Annotated in this window: 15 protein-coding genes; 12 read left to right on the top strand and 3 right to left on the bottom strand. The window is 63.2% G+C overall.

Annotated elements, in window-relative coordinates; all coding sequences use genetic code 11:
- Positions 1-5: 5 nt before the first annotated feature.
- The 7 genes from MTP16_RS00810 to MTP16_RS00780 all read left to right on the top strand — a co-directional run bounded on the left by MTP16_RS00810 (position 6) and on the right by MTP16_RS00780 (position 8,671).
- Entirely contained in the window at positions 6-845 is an 840-nt protein-coding gene (locus MTP16_RS00810; RefSeq protein WP_243515051.1) for a maleylpyruvate isomerase N-terminal domain-containing protein, read from the top strand.
- Positions 846-1,004: 159 nt separating this feature from the next.
- Entirely contained in the window at positions 1,005-1,835 is an 831-nt protein-coding gene (locus MTP16_RS00805) for a metallophosphoesterase family protein (RefSeq protein ID WP_243515049.1), read from the top strand.
- Positions 1,835-2,479 carry a hypothetical protein gene (locus MTP16_RS00800; RefSeq protein ID WP_243515046.1) on the top strand — a complete coding sequence of 215 codons (645 nt, stop codon included), beginning with the start codon at positions 1,835-1,837 and terminating at the stop codon, positions 2,477-2,479. The genes MTP16_RS00805 and MTP16_RS00800 overlap by 1 nt, the downstream gene beginning before the upstream one ends.
- Before the next feature lie 126 nt (positions 2,480-2,605).
- Positions 2,606-3,307: an SGNH/GDSL hydrolase family protein gene (locus MTP16_RS00795; protein WP_243515043.1), complete on the top strand. Its 702-nt coding sequence runs from the start codon at positions 2,606-2,608 to the stop codon at positions 3,305-3,307.
- Positions 3,308-3,414: 107 nt separating this feature from the next.
- Positions 3,415-4,140, top strand: a complete 726-nt coding sequence (locus tag MTP16_RS00790; protein WP_243515039.1) for a hypothetical protein — start codon at positions 3,415-3,417, stop codon at positions 4,138-4,140.
- Between the two features lie 80 nt (positions 4,141-4,220).
- Positions 4,221-5,210, top strand: a complete 990-nt coding sequence (locus MTP16_RS00785; protein WP_243515036.1) for an MBL fold metallo-hydrolase — start codon at positions 4,221-4,223, stop codon at positions 5,208-5,210.
- A 689-nt stretch (positions 5,211-5,899) separates the two neighbouring features.
- Positions 5,900-8,671 (top strand): TonB-dependent receptor, encoded by a 2,772-nt coding sequence (locus MTP16_RS00780; RefSeq protein ID WP_243515034.1) that lies wholly within the window; start codon positions 5,900-5,902, stop codon positions 8,669-8,671.
- 74 nt (positions 8,672-8,745) lie between these two features.
- Here the strand turns inward: MTP16_RS00780 and MTP16_RS00775 are convergent, their stop codons facing one another.
- The 3 genes from MTP16_RS00775 to MTP16_RS00765 all read right to left on the bottom strand — a co-directional run bounded on the left by MTP16_RS00775 (position 8,746) and on the right by MTP16_RS00765 (position 12,985).
- Positions 8,746-10,191, bottom strand: coding sequence for a hypothetical protein (locus tag MTP16_RS00775; RefSeq protein WP_243515032.1), 1,446 nt, complete (start codon positions 10,189-10,191; stop codon positions 8,746-8,748).
- Between the two features lie 235 nt (positions 10,192-10,426).
- Positions 10,427-11,866, bottom strand: coding sequence for a T9SS type A sorting domain-containing protein (locus MTP16_RS00770; RefSeq protein ID WP_243515030.1), 1,440 nt, complete (start codon positions 11,864-11,866; stop codon positions 10,427-10,429).
- Positions 11,867-11,962: 96 nt separating this feature from the next.
- Positions 11,963-12,985 (bottom strand): OmpA family protein, encoded by a 1,023-nt coding sequence (locus tag MTP16_RS00765; protein WP_243515029.1) that lies wholly within the window; start codon positions 12,983-12,985, stop codon positions 11,963-11,965.
- 388 nt (positions 12,986-13,373) lie between these two features.
- Here MTP16_RS00765 and accD point away from each other — a divergent pair, with 388 nt between their 5' ends.
- From accD to MTP16_RS00740, 5 genes are all read left to right on the top strand, one after another.
- Positions 13,374-14,273: an acetyl-CoA carboxylase, carboxyltransferase subunit beta gene (gene accD / locus MTP16_RS00760; protein ID WP_243515028.1), complete on the top strand. Its 900-nt coding sequence runs from the start codon at positions 13,374-13,376 to the stop codon at positions 14,271-14,273.
- Between the two features lie 110 nt (positions 14,274-14,383).
- The gene (locus tag MTP16_RS00755) at positions 14,384-15,127 is read left to right on the top strand and encodes an OmpA family protein (protein ID WP_243515027.1); all 744 of its coding nucleotides are present in this window, start codon (positions 14,384-14,386) and stop codon (positions 15,125-15,127) included.
- A 187-nt stretch (positions 15,128-15,314) separates the two neighbouring features.
- Positions 15,315-15,593 carry a YMGG-like glycine zipper-containing protein gene (locus MTP16_RS00750; RefSeq protein ID WP_243515026.1) on the top strand — a complete coding sequence of 93 codons (279 nt, stop codon included), beginning with the start codon at positions 15,315-15,317 and terminating at the stop codon, positions 15,591-15,593.
- 218 nt (positions 15,594-15,811) lie between these two features.
- Positions 15,812-16,528, top strand: coding sequence for an OmpA family protein (locus tag MTP16_RS00745; protein WP_243515024.1), 717 nt, complete (start codon positions 15,812-15,814; stop codon positions 16,526-16,528).
- Positions 16,529-16,663: 135 nt separating this feature from the next.
- Complete coding sequence (locus MTP16_RS00740; RefSeq protein WP_243515020.1) at positions 16,664-17,437, top strand: endonuclease III domain-containing protein; 774 nt, start codon at positions 16,664-16,666, stop codon at positions 17,435-17,437.
- Positions 17,438-17,443 lie beyond the last annotated feature (6 nt).

Here is a 17,443-nt window from a genome sequence, read left to right as displayed (position 1 = left end):
TGGGCATGACGTCCCCGCCCGCCCCCATCGAGACCCTGCCGCTCTTCGCCGAACTCGACCGCCTGCTGCTGGAACTGCTGCGCAGTCTGCCGCCCGAGGACTGGCAGCGCCCCACCCTGGCCCGGCTCTGGACGGTGAAAGACGTGGCCGCGCACCTGCTCGACGGCAACCTGCGCACGCTGTCGATGCTGCGCGACGGCTACTTCGGCGAAACGCCCGACGACTTCTCCTACGCCGGCATGGTGGCCTACCTCAACCGCCTGAATGCAGAGTGGGTGCGGGCCATGCGCCGCCTCAGCCCAGCCGTGCTCATGGAGTGGCTGGCCCAGTCGGGCGTCGAATACACGGCCTACCTGCACACGCTGGACCCGTGGGCGCCGGCAGCGTGGTCGGTGGCTTGGGCCGGCGAAATGGAGTCGCCGAACTGGTTTCACATCGCCCGCGACTACACCGAGAAGTGGCACCACCAGCAGCAAATCCGCGAAGCTGTGGGCCAGACCGCGCCACTGATGACGCCGGCCCTGTTTCGGCCGTTCATCGATACGCTGCTGCGCGGGCTGCCGCACGCCTACCGCGCGGTGGAAGCACCGGTGGGCACGCGGGTGCGGGTGCATATCGAAACGGAAGCCGGCGGCACGTGGGAGCTGCTGAAAACCGCCAACGCCTGGCTGCTGGCGCCGCCCATGGCCGAGGCGCCTACGGCCGAAATCGCGCTTTCGCCCGAGGTGGCGTGGCGGCTCTTCACCAAAGGGCTGAGCGCTGCCGAGGCTGCGCCGCTGGTGCGCCTGGCAGGGGAGGAGCGGATGGCGCAGGCCGCCCTGGGCCTGGTGGCCGTGATGGGGTGATTCTGGGCTTCGAGGCTGGGCTTTAGCGGCGAATTATCAGCTTGAAATCAAATTAAAACAGAATTAAAACCAGAACCCTGGCAGGGCGGCGGGGGTACAAGTCCTGATTCTGTTTTCATTCTGGTTTTTATCGGCTTTTCATTGAAAGGCCTCCTGCTTATGCTTTACCTCTCCAAGTTGTATCGCCGGGCCCGGGTGGCGCCCGTGGCGGCGCTGCTGGGCTTGGCGGGCTGCAACCTCATCGAGTTCAGCCCCAACGACCACCGCGTCCCCGAAGAATTTACCAGCCTCACCGAGAAAAACCTGGCCCGGCTGCAGGCCCGGCCCCTGGCGGCCGGCGACACGCTACGTTTCATCTTCACCGGCGACTCGCAACAGTTTTACGACGAGGCTAAGGACCTGGTGGCCAGTGTGAATCAGCAAAAGGGCATCTCCTTTCTGATTGTGGCCGGCGACATTTCCGACTTCGGCCTGGCCCGCGAGATGCAGTGGGTCGACGAGCACCTGCGCCGCCTGAACGTGCCCTACGTCACGGTCATCGGCAACCACGACCTGGTGGGCAATGGCCGGCCCACCTACGCCCACATTTTTGGCGCCTTCAACTACTCTTTTGTGTACGGCGACACCAAGTTCATCATGGTGGACACCAACGGCCGCGAGTACAACTTCGACGGCACGGCGCCGGACATGGGCTGGCTGCGCCCGCAACTGGCCAACCGCGACGGCGCCCGCCGCCAGGTGGTCATCAGCCACGTGCCGCCCACCAACGACGACTTCGACCCCGCCCTGCGCACGCCCTACGTGCGGGCCCTGGCCGAGGCCCCCAACCTGGTGTTTGAGATGAACGGCCACAACCACTCGTCCAGCATCACCCAGCCCTACAACGACGGCGTGACCTACGTGAATTCCGACGCCTTCTCGGAGCGGCACTACATGGTGGTGACAGTGTGGGGCGACAAGCAGTTTCGCATCAAACGGGTCAAGTTCTAATGAAAAAGCTTCTCTTCCTGACCCTGCTGCTGGCCTCTCTGGGAGCCCAGGCAACCCCCGCACCCATCGATACCACGACTGCCACTGCGGCCGACGCGCCGCCCGCCGGCACTCCCGAGCGCAAATGGTTCCGGCCCAAGCACCTGGTGCTGCAAACCGGGGGCGGCCTGGGCATGGTGGCGGCCGGCGCCGGCTACGAATTCGCCAAAGACCGCCTCGAAACCGATATCCTCATCGGCTACGTGCCCAAGAAATATGGCGGCTCCACGCTCAGCCTGGCCTCGCTCAAGTTCATGTATTCGCCGTTCCGGCTGCCGGTGGGGGAGAAGTTTCAGGTGGTGCCCCTCACGGTGGGGGCTTATTTCAGCTATACCCACGGCACCCTCAACGACGAACTGAAAGGCCAGTATTCGAGCGACTACTACTGGTTTTCGACCGACACACGCTACGGGCCGTTGCTGGGCAGCCGGCTCACGTTCTTGGCGCCGCCGGTGGCCGCCACGGGCCAGCCGCGCAAGATTTCGGTGTATTATGAGCTGGGCAGCAACGACTTGTACCTGGCCAGCTGGCTCAACAACCAGAAAGGCGGCCTCGGCTTCGGCCAGCTGCTGACGCTGGCGCTGGGCGTAAAAGCCGATTTTTAACCACCCGCGCCTCCCTCCATCTGCAAAGCCCCGGTTCCGAGTTTATGCTTCGGGGCCGGGGCTTTGCGGAATCTGGCGCGGGCACTCTTGGCGTAGATGCCGCGGTTGTGGCTTAAAAATACGCTCATGTTTCGTCGGTTTTGTTGGTTGTTGGTTTTGTTGCTGGGCGCTGTAGCGTGCACTACGCCGGAGGTGGCCCCGGTGCCGCCCGCTGGTTCTGGCGGGTTCACCTACCTGGCGCTGGGCGATTCTTACACCATTGGCGAAGGCGCGGCCGCGGCCGACCGGTGGCCCACGCAGCTGGCCGCGCGGCTCACGGCGGAGGGCGTGCCGGTGGCGGCGCCCACCTACATTGCCCGCACCGGCTGGACCACGGCCGAGCTGCAGGCGGCCATTGCCGATGCCCGGCTGCCTGCTACCTACGGCCTGGTTTCCCTGCTCATTGGCGTGAACAACCAATACCGGGGCCAGACGGTGGCCCTGTACCGGTCCGAGTTTCGGGGGCTGCTGCAGCAGGCCATTGGCTTTGCCGGCGGGCGGCCCGGCCGGGTGGTGGTGCTTTCCATTCCGGACTGGAGCCAGTCGCCCTATGGCCAACGCGACGGCCGCGACCCGGGCCGCATCGGGGCCGAAATCGACCTGTTCAACGCCGTGGCGCAGGACGAGTGCCGCCAGGCCGGCGTGGCCTACGTCGACATCACACCCCGCACCCGGGCCGCAGCCGGCGATGCCCGCCAGTTCACCCGCGACGGGCTGCACTACTCCGGCCCGCACATGAGCGGCTGGGCCGAGCAAGCCCTGCCCGTAGTGCGCGGGCTGCTGAAATAAGCCATCGAGAAACTGCGGGCGGGCTACGCAACCTTTGCGCCGGGCACCCGGTCAGGGCGTGCGTAGCCTGCTGGCTATTTTAAACCCGGGTTCTCGTTGTCTCGCACATGAAAAAACTCCTCCTTCTGCCCCTCCTGACCTTTGCGGCGCCGGTGGCCGCCCAGCACATTGAGCTGCAGGCCCGGGCCGGCACCGGCTTGTTTCGCTTTGGCGGGGCCGACGCGCAAAATGCCTCTTTCATCAATTACTCCGATTTTCCGGGCGCCAGCTACACCAACAGCCCTTACGGCAGCCGCTGGGGCGCGGGCCTGGCCCTGGGGGCCCGGGCTGTGCGGGTGGGCGCCCGCAACGGCCTGCTAGCCTTCGACCTTGGGTATGAGTGGCTGCAAAGCCGCACCAACATCACGGGCTTGTCGGCGGCATTTCCTGCTTATAGCTCCTACCGGGGCCTGTACAACGCCGACGGCAGCACGGCCCTGCGAACCCAGAACCTGACGGTTTTTGTGGGCTTTGGCCACCGCTTTGCGGCTGGCCCACTGAGCATAGACGCCCTGGTGGGGCCCGAGGTGGCGTACGTTTTTGGCCTGCATGAAAAGGGCAGCGGCACGTTCGACTACAACGGCCGCACCGCCTGGAGCACCGACCGGGACCGTCACCTGGCCGGCCACATCGACCCCCGCCTGCGCGCCGATGCCACGCTGTGGTACCAGCGCCTGGGCTTCAACGCCAGCTACTCCCACGGTTTCTGGAACTACCAGAGCGGCCTGCTAGGGGCCAGCCCGAAGGTGTACTCCCGCATGCTGCGGCTGGGAGTGGCCTACCGCCTGCGGTAGCGGCGGCAAAATATGCGGCCGGCTCGTGCGTCTGCGGGCGCACGGAACCCTAAAATCAGGTTCTGCTCAGCCGCTATTCCATGCAAGTTCAGGCCCGCTTCGACGGTAAAATCTATCACAACACCCTGCCCACGTCCGTCAGCCCGCCCTCGGGCTACGGCGCTCTGCTGAAACGCTACCTGTTTGAGAAAGCCGAGCGGGAGCCCCGGGCCCCGCTCGGCCCTTTCCGGGCCGATGCCGCCACCCTGGCCGCGCCCGTGCCGGCCGATGCCCTGCGCGCCACCTGGCTGGGCCACAGCACCACGCTGCTCGAAATCGACGGCCGCCGCATCCTCACCGACCCGGTGTGGAGCGAGCGGGCCTCGCCCTCGCAGCTAATGGGGCCGAAGCGGTTTTTCGCCGCGCCGCTGCCGCTGGACAAGCTGCCCAAGTTGGATGCCGTCATCCTCTCGCACGACCATTACGACCACCTCGACGCCGGAGCTATTCGCTTTCTGGCGAAAACCGACGTGCCGTTTTTCTGCCCGTTGGGTGTGGGGGCGCACCTGCGCCGCTGGGGCGTGCCCGCCGCCCGCATCACTGAGATGAACTGGTGGGAGTCGGCCGCGCTGGCGCCCGATTTTACGTTGGTGGCCACGCCGGCCCGGCACTTTTCGGGCCGGGGCCTTACCCGCAACAACACGCTTTGGGCCTCGTGGTGCCTGTTGGGGCCGCAGCACAAGGTGTTTTTCGGCGGCGACTCGGGCCCCTTCGAAGAAGGCTTCCGGCAGATAGGAGAAGCCTACGGGCCCTTCGATTTGGTGATGCTGGAAATTGGCGCCTCCGACCCGGAGTGGGCTAACATTCACCTCGGCCCCGACCAAGCGCTGCTGGCGCACCGGCTGCTCGGCGGCGGCCCGCTGCTGCCCTTGCACTGGGGCACGTTCAACCTGGCCTTCCACGCCTGGCGCCAGCCCGTGGAGCGCCTCCTCGAAGCGGCCGCACCGGATGTGCCGCTGCTCCTGCCTGCCCCCGGCCAGCGCGTAGACGTGGCCACCGGGCCGTTCAACTCGCGCTGGTGGGAGCGGTAGGCGGCACCACAGAAATCTGTCATCCTGAGCGCAGCGAAGGACCTTATCACGTTTGCACTCATTGATATACTGCCAGCTGTTCCGCGGTGATAAGGTCCTTCGCTGCGCTCACGATGACAGACGATTATTAATTAATAAAACGCGGCCCAAAAACAATTAGTCCGCCGCCAGCTTATACACGCTCGATTCGGCCTGCTGCCGCGGTGCCGGAATTCGGTTTTAGCTTTGCCCCGTGATACAATTACTCGCAGCCGCCCCCTCTTTGCAGGGAAGCCGGTTGGTACCAACCCGCTTTCCTCTGACCCTTGCCAGCCTGTCGGCGCCCGTGTGCGCTGCCGGCATGGGGTGCTGTTGCTGTTGTTGGTAGAAGGGCGTTAGCCGCCGGCCGGGCCCTGTGGGCCCTTCTGCCCGGGGTGTAGCGCAAGCGCTTGGCGCAATTGCTTTTTGTGGGTGAAGGAGTTGGCTGCAGCGGCATTGCCGCGTCGGGCTGGCGTTGCTCATGACGGGCCGTTGCGCAGGCTTCAGATTTTCTTTTTGGGTGGTGTAGACGCTTAATTGATAAATCGCTACCGTAATGTGCGTTGGTTTCAGTGCATGCTGACCCTCTTTCTTTTTTGGCGTTTTAACTCTTAAACAGCTGCTTCCGCGGCCAGGAAAACGCGCTTTTTTTCTTCCCTCATTTTTTGACGATGATACACCCCACAACTACCCGAATAGGGCTGCTGGCGTTGCTTTTGTGGCTCACCACGGCCGCCGCCTGGGCCCAGAACCTCACCGTTACCGGCCGCGTGCTCGACACTGCCGGCCAAAGCCAGCCCGGCGTGACCGTGCTGGAGCAAGGCACCACCAACGGCACCAGCACCGACGGCGACGGCCGCTTCTCTTTAAGCAATGTGCCGGCCTCGGCCACCTTGGTGTTTTCCGCTGTGGGCTCCGTGACGCAGACGGTGCCGCTGAACGGCCGCACCAGCCTCGAAATTCGCCTCGCTGCCAACCAGACGGAGCTGAATGAGGTGGTGGTGACCGGCTCGCGTGCCACCGAAGGCCGTTCCAACATCCTCACCACCTCACCGGTGGACGTGATTTCGGCCCGCGAAATCAAGGCCTACGCCCAGACCGACGTTACGCAGATTCTCACCTACATCGCCCCCTCCTTCCAAAGCACGCGCCAGACCGTGACCGACGGCACCGACTTCGTGGACCCGGCCACCCTGCGCGGCCTCGGCCCTGACCAGGTGCTGGTGCTCGTGAACGGCAAGCGCCGCCACACCTCGGCCCTGGTCAACATCAACGGCACGCCCGGCCGCGGCTCGGTGGGTACGGATATGAACGTGATTCCGCCCGCCGCTATTAAGCGGATTGAGGTGCTGCGCGAAGGCGCGGCCGCTCAGTACGGCTCCGACGCCATTGCGGGCGTCATCAACATTCAGCTAATAGACGACACCACCGGCGTGAGCGTGAGCAGCACCGCCGGCCAAACCGCCAAGAGCGACGGGCAGCTTTTCCAGGCCGATGCCAACCTGGGCTTTGGCCTGGGCCGCCGCGGCTTCCTCAACGTGAGCGGGCAGTTCTCAAACCGCAGCTTCGTGGACCGCAGCGGGGCCGACACGGCCCCGCTCATTTACCTCGGCACCAGCGGCGGCGCCTACCCCGGCGGTCTCACCGATGCGCAAAAACTTGACCTGAAAGCCCGCGATAATGCGCTGGTGGCGCAGAATGGCTTCAACCGCCGCGACATTCGGGTGGGCAGCGCCGACACCCGCACCTACGGCAGCTTCGTGAACGCGGCCTACACGCTGGCGCCCAGCATCGGGCTCGAAGCATACTTTGCGAGCGGCCTCACGCGCCGCATGGGACGCTCGGGTGCCCTTTACCGGCTGCCCACGGCCGTGACGCAAACCGACGCCAGCATCTACCCCAACGGCTTCCTGCCCTTCATCAACAGCACCGTGAACGACGCTTCGGCCATTGTGGGCCTGCGCGGCCAGGTGCTGGGCTTCGCCGCCGATTTGAGCAACACCTACGGCCGCAATGCCCTCGACTACGACATCACCAACACCCTAAACGCCTCGCTGCCGGTGGGCACCAGTCCCACCTCATTTTACGCCGGCCAGCTGGCCTTCCAGCAGAACACCACCAACCTGGGTTTCTCCCGCAAATTCACCGAAGTAGGGCCGTTGGCGACGCTGAACGTGGCCTTTGGCGGCGAGTTTCGGGTTGATAATTTCCAGATTAATGCCGGCGAATCGGGTTCCTACGTCCTCGGGCCGCGCTTCGTGAATGGCACGCCGGCCGCGGCGGGCTCGCAGGGATTTGCCGGCTACCGGCCTTCCGACGCGCTCAACCAGAGCCGCAACAACGTGTCGGGCTACATCGACCTGGAAAGCGACCTGACCGATAAGCTGCTGGTGGACGTGGCCGGCCGCGCCGAGCGGTACTCCGACTTTGGCTCGAACGTGAGCGGCAAGGTGGCCGCCCGCTACAGCATCCTGAACGGGCTGGCCCTGCGCGGGGCCATCAGCAACGGTTTCCGGGCGCCCTCGCTGCAGCAGCGCTACTTCACCAATTCCAGCACGCAGTTCACCAGCGGCGAGCTGCGCGAGGTGCTGACCACCAACAACGACGACCCCATCACCAAGGCCTTCGGCATTGGCAACCTCAAGCAGGAAAAGTCGAACAACTACAGCGTGGGCCTCACGGCGCGCATCCTGAAAACCATCACCCTGACGGTGGACGCCTACCAGATTGACATCCGTGACCGGATTGTGCTCTCGTCGCAGTTCAGCCGCAACAATACCGTGGTGGCCGGCATTCTCACCGCCAACCAGCGCCCCGGTCAGAACCCGGTGCAGGGCGTGCAGTTCTTCGCCAATGCCGTGAATACCCGCACGCAGGGCATCGACATCGTGGCCAACGAGCGCCTGACCCTGGGCCCCGACAGCCGCCTGACTCTGACGGCCGCCGCCAACTTTAACGAGACGGTGGTGCGCAGCTTCAACAGCTCGGCCTTCATCGACAACAACGCCAGCCTGCAAAACACGCTCTTTGACCGCGCCCAGCGCGCCCGCCTCGAAAACGGGCAGCCCCGCAGCAAAATCAACTTGAGCGCCGATTATGGCTACAAAATTTTTGGCGTGAACCTGCGCACGGTGCGCTTTGGCGAGGTGCAAACCAAGGACGCCGACCCCACCCGCTCGTTCATCGACCAGACCTTCTCGGCTAAGTGGGTGACCGACCTGACCCTCAGCGCCCAACTCATCAAAAACATCGGCCTGAGCGTAGGCGTGAACAACCTGTTCAACGTGTACCCCGACCGCCTCTACCAGGACCCCAACAACAACGAGCAAAGCCTGTTCTACTCGACCCTGGACGCCACCAACCGCGGCCGCTTCCTGTACAACTCCAACCAGTTCGGCTTCAACGGCGCCTTCTACTTCGGCCGCCTGAATTTCACGCTGTAAGCACGGCGCTCTCAGCCAAAAGAAAAAGGCCCCTCAGATACTGAGCGGCCTTTTTCTTTTGGCTGAAACAAGCATTACTTGCCGCTGTACTGTAACCGAGCCACTTGAGTGCCCTGTGCGTTGCGGGCAAAGTAAAGCCCGGCGGGCAGGGCCGCGCCCGGCTGCCACACCACGGTTCCATCGGCAGCCGTGGCAACCCGAGTGACTAGCCGTCCCAAAGCGTCGGTGATAATAACGGGCTGCACGCCCTGGCCGGCAAACTGAAACCGCACCGTTTCGCTGAACGGCATCGGGAACGGAGGCTGGGCCAATGCCTGCCGCTCCGCCGTAGCCAGCCCCGTGCGCGTGACCAAGAACGACAAGGTGAGCACGCTGTGGCCCAGCAACGGGCAAGCATTGTCCAGCGCCGAAACCGTCAGCCGGTAGCGGCCCTGTGGCAGGGTGGCCGGCACCTGCCAGGTGAGCTGGCCCTGGCCGTTAGCCAAGGGCTGAAAGGTGGTCCCGGGCACTAATCCGGCCACTTCGCTGCTCAGCGTCACCGTTTGCCCAGCATCAGTATCGACGGCGGTTAGGATGAGCGTAGCCGTTTGGCCCGCGGCAATACGAATTTCCTGGCCCAGCAACTGGCCGGTAGGATTGGCCGCCAAGGCCACGCGGGTGAAGGTTGGCACTTGGTTGGCGCCGATTGAAGCATAATAATCCAGCTCCCTCATCACGCTGCCAATTTTTCGCCAGGTGCCGTTCACGCGCCGGTACTCGTTCACGCGAGCGGCCAGCGCATAAATGCCCAGCTGTCCGGCGGCGCTGGGCACGTTTAGCAGTTCGCCAGTGGCGGCGTTTACCTGTAGATGCGGGGCCGCGGCGCCAATGGTAGCAGCGGGGCAAACCGACGAAGCATTGGCCATGCCCGTCAGAGGCTGCACGGTTTCGTACACCAGCGAGTCGCCTTCGCTATCGAAGGCGCTGAGGCTGTACCGTTGCGCCTGGCCGCTCACGAGGTGTACGGGCCGCGATGCAGTGAATTGAGGCGAGGAGTTCACCAGGCCCGTTGTATTGTCCAACTCAGCGTTAAGGGAAATGCCAACAGCACTGGATTGCGATACATTAACGATGCCGGCAGCCCGCGATGCCATACCGACGCTCAATTGCCACTGGCCTGGAGGAAGCGTCACCAGCCCTTGCAGGGTGGTGATGATGAACGACTCACCGGTGCTGGTGCACGAGGTGGCAACCGTTTGGCCCGCCGACCGCGCCAGCGTGGTGGTGATGGCGGGCTGTCCGCACCCGCTCGGGCTGCACGTGAGCGTAATCGCGGTGGGTGGCCCAGCTATGCCCGCCGCTCCACTGCCGTCACTATAAATGCGCGCCGTCACGCGGTAGAGGTTTGGAGAAGCCACAGTGCCTGTGTACTCGTAGGCAAGGTCGCCACCCAGCACGTGGGAAGCCTGGGCCACCAAGGCGTTTGCCCAGCAGCAAACGAGAAGCAGGATGGCGCGAAAAACGGTAAAGCGAAGCATCATTGAGAAAGGAAAGGCAAATGCAGCGGGCACCACCGGATAGTCCGGTAGCCCTCAAAGCTATTTACCAATGACTGAAAGCGAATGATGTACTGGTTGGAAGCAAGCAGTTGTTTGCCGTGTACCCAAACGGCTGCCCGAAACCTGAAGCTGCTTGTACAGTCTGAGCTTCAGGATACTTTCGGTGCGGCGGTTTGGGGCTCCTGCTAGCTCTAGGCCCCCATCATCCAAGCCGCCCTTAATGGCCACTGTATTGCAGCCGGGCTACCTGGGTGCCGTCCCCATTCCGGGCAAAGTAGAGGCCGGCAGAAAGTGCGCCGGTTGGCTGCCACACCACGCGGCCATCGGCGGCCGTTTCCAAGCGGGCCACCTGGCGGCCCAGCGCATCGGAAATGGTGACGGGCTGCACGCCTTTTCCGGCAAACTGAAATTGCACCACCTCAGCGAATGGCACCGGGAAGGGTGGTTGCGCCAGTTCCTGCCGCGTGCGTGCAGCCAGTACCCGTTGCGTTACCAGCACCGGAACCGTGACCACGGCAAAGGCCGGTGATGCGCAATAATTGTCGAGGGCCGTAACCGCCAGCAGGTACCTGCCGGGAGCGAGCGTGGCAGGTATTTGCCAGTTAAGCTGCGCCTGCCCGCCACCCAAATCCTGGAACGTGGCGCCCTGCACCACTCCGGGGAAGCTGCTCGACAGAGCTAGGGTTTGGCCGGCGTCGGGGTCGGTGGCCGTGAGCCGGAGCGAGAGCGTTGTGCCCGGATTGGCGGGAATGGTTCGGCCCAGGAGCTGGCCGCCGGGCGCACCGTCCAGCGCCACACGGGTGAAAACCGGCGCCTGATTGGTGCCGGCAAGCACGAAATAAGCCGCATCGCGGGTGATGCTCCCGATTTGCTGCCAGGTACCGTTCACACGCCGGTATTCGTCAACCCGAGCGGCCAGCGCGTAGTAGCCCTGTTGCGTGGGGCCGCCCACGGTCACCAACTCGCCGGTAGCGGCATCAAGCTGGAAGTGCGGCGCAATGGCCCCACTGGTGAGCATGCCGCACGGAGCCGCGGGGGTTGGGTTAGCCAGGGGCTGCACCAGCCGGTACACCAGCGAATCGCCTTCGCTGTCGAAAGCACCAATGCTGTAGTGCTGCGGGGCCAGCGAGGTGGTCAGCTGAATGAGGCGGTCGACGAGAAAACGGGGCGAAGAATTGACTAGACCGCTGCTATTATTTAGCTCCGTTTTAACGAAAATGCTCTGGTTCTGCGAATTAACAATATTGACGACGCCGGCGGCACGGTTTGGCATTTCAACGCTGAGCGTCCAGCTAGCCGGCGCCAGCTGCACGAGGGCGTCGTAGGTGCTAAGCTCGTAATTGATTGGCGTGCTGTTGCAACTCGCCGAAACCCTTGTGCGGCTGCTGCGCGGCACCATCATCGTGAAACCGCCCAGCGTGGTGGCGCTGCACCCGTTGAGGCCGCCGTTCAGCGTCACATACGGGTCATCAACCAGCGAGCCCAGGTCTCGAAACAGCCGTACCGTAACATGGTACTGGTTGGGGCTAGCCGTAGTGCCCGCGTATTCATAGGTGATGTCGGCGCCCAGGGCGTGCGAAGCCCAGGCCGCAGAACTGCTGCTGAGCCACAAAAAAAGCGCACCAAGCAGGCTGCGAAAGCGAAAAGCTGTAAGCATAGAAAAAGGGAAAGGAAGTGGAAGCCAACAGCCCCCAACCTCGGCTGCCGCGCAGACAAGGTAGCAAAAATTAAGCCCTTTTACTAAGCTAACGCCTTATTTTCCAGCCGGGGCCGTTGGCGTGGCCGAGTTGCTGTCCAGAATCTGAAACAACTCGTTGAGCTTGGGCGTGAGGATGATTTCGGTGCGGCGGTTCAGGGCCTTGTTCTGGGGCGAGTCGTTGGCGGCCACGGGCACGTACTGGCCCCGGCCCGAGGCCGTGACCCGCTCCGGCGCCACGCCAGCCGTGGTGAGCAGGCGCGCGATTTCGGTGGCGCGCAGGGCGCTCAGGTCCCAGTTGTCGGTCATGCCGGCAGTACCGCGCAGGATGGGCACGTTGTCGGTGTGACCTTCCACCACCACGTTCACGTCTTTTTGCTCCTGCAGCACGGCAGCCAGCTTTTTCAGGGCTTCCTGGCCTTTGGGGTCTACTTTGGTCGAGCCCGATTTGAACAGCAACTGCTCCGAGAGCGACACGTACACTTTCCCGTCTTTCAGCTTCACCTGCAGGTCGCTGCTGTTGAAGCTGAGCAAGGCCTTGCTCACGCGGGCTTTCAGGTCGTCCACGGCTTTGTCTTTGTCGGCCAGGGCTTTGGTGAGCTCGGTGAGGCGGGTTTCGCGGGCTTGTAGGTCGGCGGCGAGGCGGTCGTTGTTGGCCTTGCTTTTTTGCAGGGTGGTTTCCAGCTCGCCCAGCTCGGCTTCGCGGCGGGCCAGGTCTTTGGCCACCTTGTTGTAGTCCGACGACTTGTTGGCCAGTTCCCGGTCGCTGTTTTTAAGGAGCTTGTCGTAGCTGTTGTTCAGCTCGTTGTAGAGGGAGCGGGTTTTGCGGTAGGCAGCGCCGGTTTCGGCCGAGTCGGTCACCAAGCGCTTCTGGGTGAGGCGCAGCTGGGCCAGCTCGTCGGAGGCTTTTTGCAACTCGGCGGTGGTGCTGCGGAGCTGGCGCTCGGCGGCGTCTTTGCCTTGGGCGTCGGCCTTTTGGCGGGCGCTGAGGTCGTCGTATTTGCGGGCCGTCACGCAGCCGTTGAGGGCCGAAGCGGCGAGCAGCGAAAGGCCCAGCAGGGCAGGGGAGAAGCTTTTCACGGGCAGAAAAAGGCGCAGGGCCGGGCCGTCGGTGGCCGGACTGCCCGGCCGCGTTGGCGTAGCAAGGTAGCGCCTAATGCGCAGCCAGGCCCGCGAAAAGGCGGTTTTGCCCGATGCTTCGGCCTATATTTGCTTGAATGTGGGGGCCAGTGTCCATCTAAAATTTTCTCGCCTCACCCGCCGTTCAGTTGCCCTACGCTCGTGCTTCGACCAAAAAAACAGCTCTGCGTAAACTACGGCCGAGCTGCTGGCCGCTGCCCAATCAGCGCCGCGCGTGGCTTATCTTTGACGCCCCGTTTCATCCGTACCCGCCGGCCCGCCGCCAGCGGCTCTTCCTCCAAACCTAAAAGCTGATAGCCATCCGCTAACAGCTCAAAGCGAACAATATATGGCCTGGTTCAAGCGCGTAGAAAAGGGCATTGTGACCCCCACCGAGCAGAAAAAGGAAACCCCCGACGGCCTGTGGTACAAGTGCCCCGAGTGCAAAACCGTGGTGACCATGGCCGAGCACAAGCGCCACCTCTACGTGTGCGGCAACTGCAACTACCACGACCGCATCGACGCCGCCGATTACTTCGAATTTCTCTTCGACCGCGGCGAATACACCGAGCTGGACGCCAACCTGACCTCGGCCGACCCCTTGCACTTCGTCGACACCAAGGAATACCCCAAGCGCGTGGCCGCCACCGAGCGCAACACCGGCCTGAAAGACGCCGTGCGCACCGCCCACGGCATTTCGGCGGGCCAGCCCTTGGTGGTGGCAGCCATGGACTTCAAGTTCATCGGCGGCTCGATGGGCTCGGTGGTGGGCGAAAAAATTGCCCGCGCCATCGACTACGCCCGCCAAACCCGCACGCCCTTCCTCATGATTTCGCGCTCGGGCGGCGCCCGCATGATGGAAGCCGGCTACTCCTTGATGCAAATGGCCAAAACCTCGGCCAAGCTCGCCCTGCTTTCCGAAGCCGGCGTGCCCTACGTGAGCTTGCTCACCGACCCCACCACGGGCGGCGTCACGGCCTCGTTTGCCATGCTGGGCGATTTTAACATCGCCGAGCCGGGCGCCCTCATCGGCTTTGCCGGCCCGCGCGTCATCAAAGAAACCATCGGCAAGGACCTGCCCAAGGGCTTTCAGAGCGCCGAGTTTGTGCTTGAGCACGGCTTCCTCGACTTCATTGTGGACCGCCGCGAAATGAAGCAGCGCCTGGCCGACCTGCTGGGCATGCTGCGGCCCACGCCCGTGGCGGCCGACCTTTCTGAGGCGCGTCGCGCCACCACAAAAGCCCAATAGCACCACCTGAGGCGCGTTTTTCGCTTTCGGCACACTTCTTGAAAAGCCCGTTCTGTCACCGGAACGGGCTTTTCCCGTATACGGCCCAATACTCACCAATTCTTCATTACATGAACACCTCCAAATCCCTCCTTTCTGTCCTGATGGCCTTCGTGCTGCTGTTTAGCTCCTGCGCCACTTCGCAGCAAGCCAGCACCCAGCCCGACCTTTCGACCAACAACGGCACGGGCGCCCGCAAAACCGGCATGAGCAAAACCGCCAAAGGCGGCCTGCTCGGCGCTGGCGGCGGCGCCGTTATTGGCGGCGTAGTAGGCGGCCTGCTGGGCGGCGGCAAGGGCACGGCCATCGGCGCCATTGTGGGCGCCACGGCGGGCGGTGCCACCGGGGCCATCATCGGCCGCAAAATGGACAAAGCCGCTGCCGAGCTGCAAAACGACATGAAAGGCGCCCGGGTAGAGCGCGTGGGCGAAGGCATCAAAATCACCTTCGACTCGGGCATCCTGTTCGACACCAACTCGTCGACCCTGCGTCCGGCTTCGGAAAGCGACATCAGCAAAATGGCTGCCGTGCTCCAGAAGTACCCCGACACCAACGTGCTGATTGAAGGCCACACCGACAACACGGGCACCGACGCCATCAACCAGCCCCTGAGCGAGCGCCGGGCCCAAGCCGTGGCTACCTCGACCATGGCTAAAGGCGTGGCTTCGAGCCGCATCACCACCAATGGCTACGGCTCGACCCAGCCCGTGGGCGACAACACCACTGCCGAAGGCCGCCAAGCCAACCGCCGCGTGGAAGTAGCCATCTACGCCAACGAGAAGATGAAAAAGGCCGCCGAAGAAGGCCGTCTGTAAGCTGCTCGCTGACACCTGGACCACCATGTGGTGCGGGTAGAAACACAAAAAAGGCCGCCCGATTGGGCGGCCTTTTTTGTGTTTTTTGTGATTGCCGACGGTTGAGCTAAACGAAACACAACCTCCCCGCGGGAGCTGCCGTTAAAATCCCGTTGTTTCTGTTTTCCACTCAAATTCAACTTTCGTCATGAAGACTTTCAAAATATATTTCCTGCTGGTAATGGCCTTTTTGATGCTGGCCGGCTCGGCCGCGCAGGCCCAAACGCCCAAGAAGGGCTGGAGCAACAAAGCCAAAGGCGCGGCCATTGGCGGCGGCGCGGGTGCCGTAACCGGGGCCGTGATAGGCGGTGGCAAGGGCGCCCTCATCGGCGGCGCGGCCGGCGTGGTGGGCGGTGGCCTCATTGGCCGCAACAAGGACAAGAAGAAGGACCCCGCCCGCTACTACAATTATAAAAACAAGAAGTAAGCAGTAGTCTCGGCCCGCCGCCACATGCTTCTTCACAAAAGACCCGGCCTTGCGGCCGGGTCTTTTTTTGGCTCAACGAAGCCCCAAATCCGTTCGTCAGGCCATTTGTCCGGTTCGTCCGGTGAGTTTGGCAAGGTGGTTGCAAATGGCTTACTTGCCGGCTCATTGCACCAGTCGCGTTTGTTGCTGGCCTATTTTATCCAAACCCTTTTTTAAACATGAAATTTCTTCGTTCATCCCTCACGTTTCTGCTGGCCCTGCTGCTGTTGGTAAACAACTTTGCGCAGGCTCAGACTTCGACCGTTTCTACCCAAAAGCCGAAAGGCATGAGCAAAACCCTGAAAGGTGGCCTCATCGGCGGCCTGGGTGGTGCCGTGGCTGGTGGCGTGGCCGGCCGCCTCATCGGTGGCAAGTCGGGCACGGCCAAAGGTGCCATCATCGGCGCCGTGGTGGGCGGTACTGCCGGTGCCCTCATCGGCCGCAAAATGGACAAAGCCGCCGCTGAGCTGCGCCGCGACCTAGAAGGCGCCACGGTGGAGCGCGTGGGCGAGGGCATCAAAATCACCTTTGCTTCGGGCATCCTGTTCGCCACCAACTCGTCGAACCTGACCCCGGAAGCTGCCGGCAACATCGACCAGCTGGCCGCTACCCTGAAGAAGTATGCCGACACCAACGTGCTGATTGAAGGCCACACCGATGCTTCGGGTTCGGATGCCATCAATCAGCCTTTGTCGGAGCGCCGCGCCCAGGCCGTGTCGAATGAGATTCAGGCTCAGGGTGTTGACTCTGGCCGCATTGAGTCCAAAGGCTATGGCTCGAGCCAGCCCGTGGGCGACAACAGCACCGCCGCCGGCAAAGCTGCCAACCGCCGCGTGGAAGTAGCCATCTACGCCAATGAGAAAATGCAGAAGGCCGCTAAAAAAGGCCAGCTGTAAGACAAAGCCGGTTGCGGTAAGCGCAGCCGGTATTCAACTAAAAAAGGCGGCCAATTTGGTCGCCTTTTTTTATGCTTTCTTAAGGGGTTTGAAGGCTTGTGGCAACCTTGTGGCTCGGCCGTAGGTACACCCAAAATGCCTTCTCCCGACGCTACCTATACCTCATCGACTGCCGAAAAAGCCTGGGCCGACCACCAGATTCTCGACCATTTCTACGGGCATCTGCCGCCCGAGCCGCGCCGCACGCCCATGCGCGAGCTGATTTCGACGGTGCTCTCGCACCGCACCACCCACGCCGACGAGGAGCTGGCCTACGACCGCATGCTGGAAGCCTTCGGCGACTGGGCCGGGGTGGAGGCGGCCCCCACGCCGGAGTTGGCTCACGCTATCCGGACCACGCGCTGGCCCGATACGCAGGCGCCGCGCATCCAGGAGATTCTGCGGCGCATCCGGGCCGAAACGGGCGGGCCGTTTGAGCTGGATTTCTTGGCCGAATGGCCCACGGAGAAAGGCATGGCCTGGCTGACGGAGATGCCCGGCATCGGCCTGAAAACGGCTTCGCTGCTGCTGCTCTTCAACTACCACAAGCCGGTGCTGCCCGTCGATACGCACGTGCACCGGGTGGCGCAGCGGGTGGGCTTCCTGGGCCCAAAGGTGTCGGTGGAGAAGGCCCACGCCGTGCTGCTGGCCCTGTTACCGGCCGACGGCGAAACGCTGTTCAACTTCCACAAGCACAACTACTGGCACGGCCAGCAGATTTGCTTCTTCCTGAAGCCTAACTGCGCCCGCTGCCCGTTGAAAGGCTTCTGCAATTATTATGAGGAGCATTTCGGGCCGGCCACGGCCGAGGCGCTGGCGGCCACGCCCCATAGCTGGGATGCGGCGGCGTGGGGCAAGCTGCCGCACTGAGGGCCA

The sequence above is a fragment of the Hymenobacter monticola genome, assembly GCF_022811645.1.
GTDB lineage: Bacteria > Bacteroidota > Bacteroidia > Cytophagales > Hymenobacteraceae > Hymenobacter > Hymenobacter monticola.
This window is presented reverse-complemented; position numbering and strand designations above follow the sequence as displayed.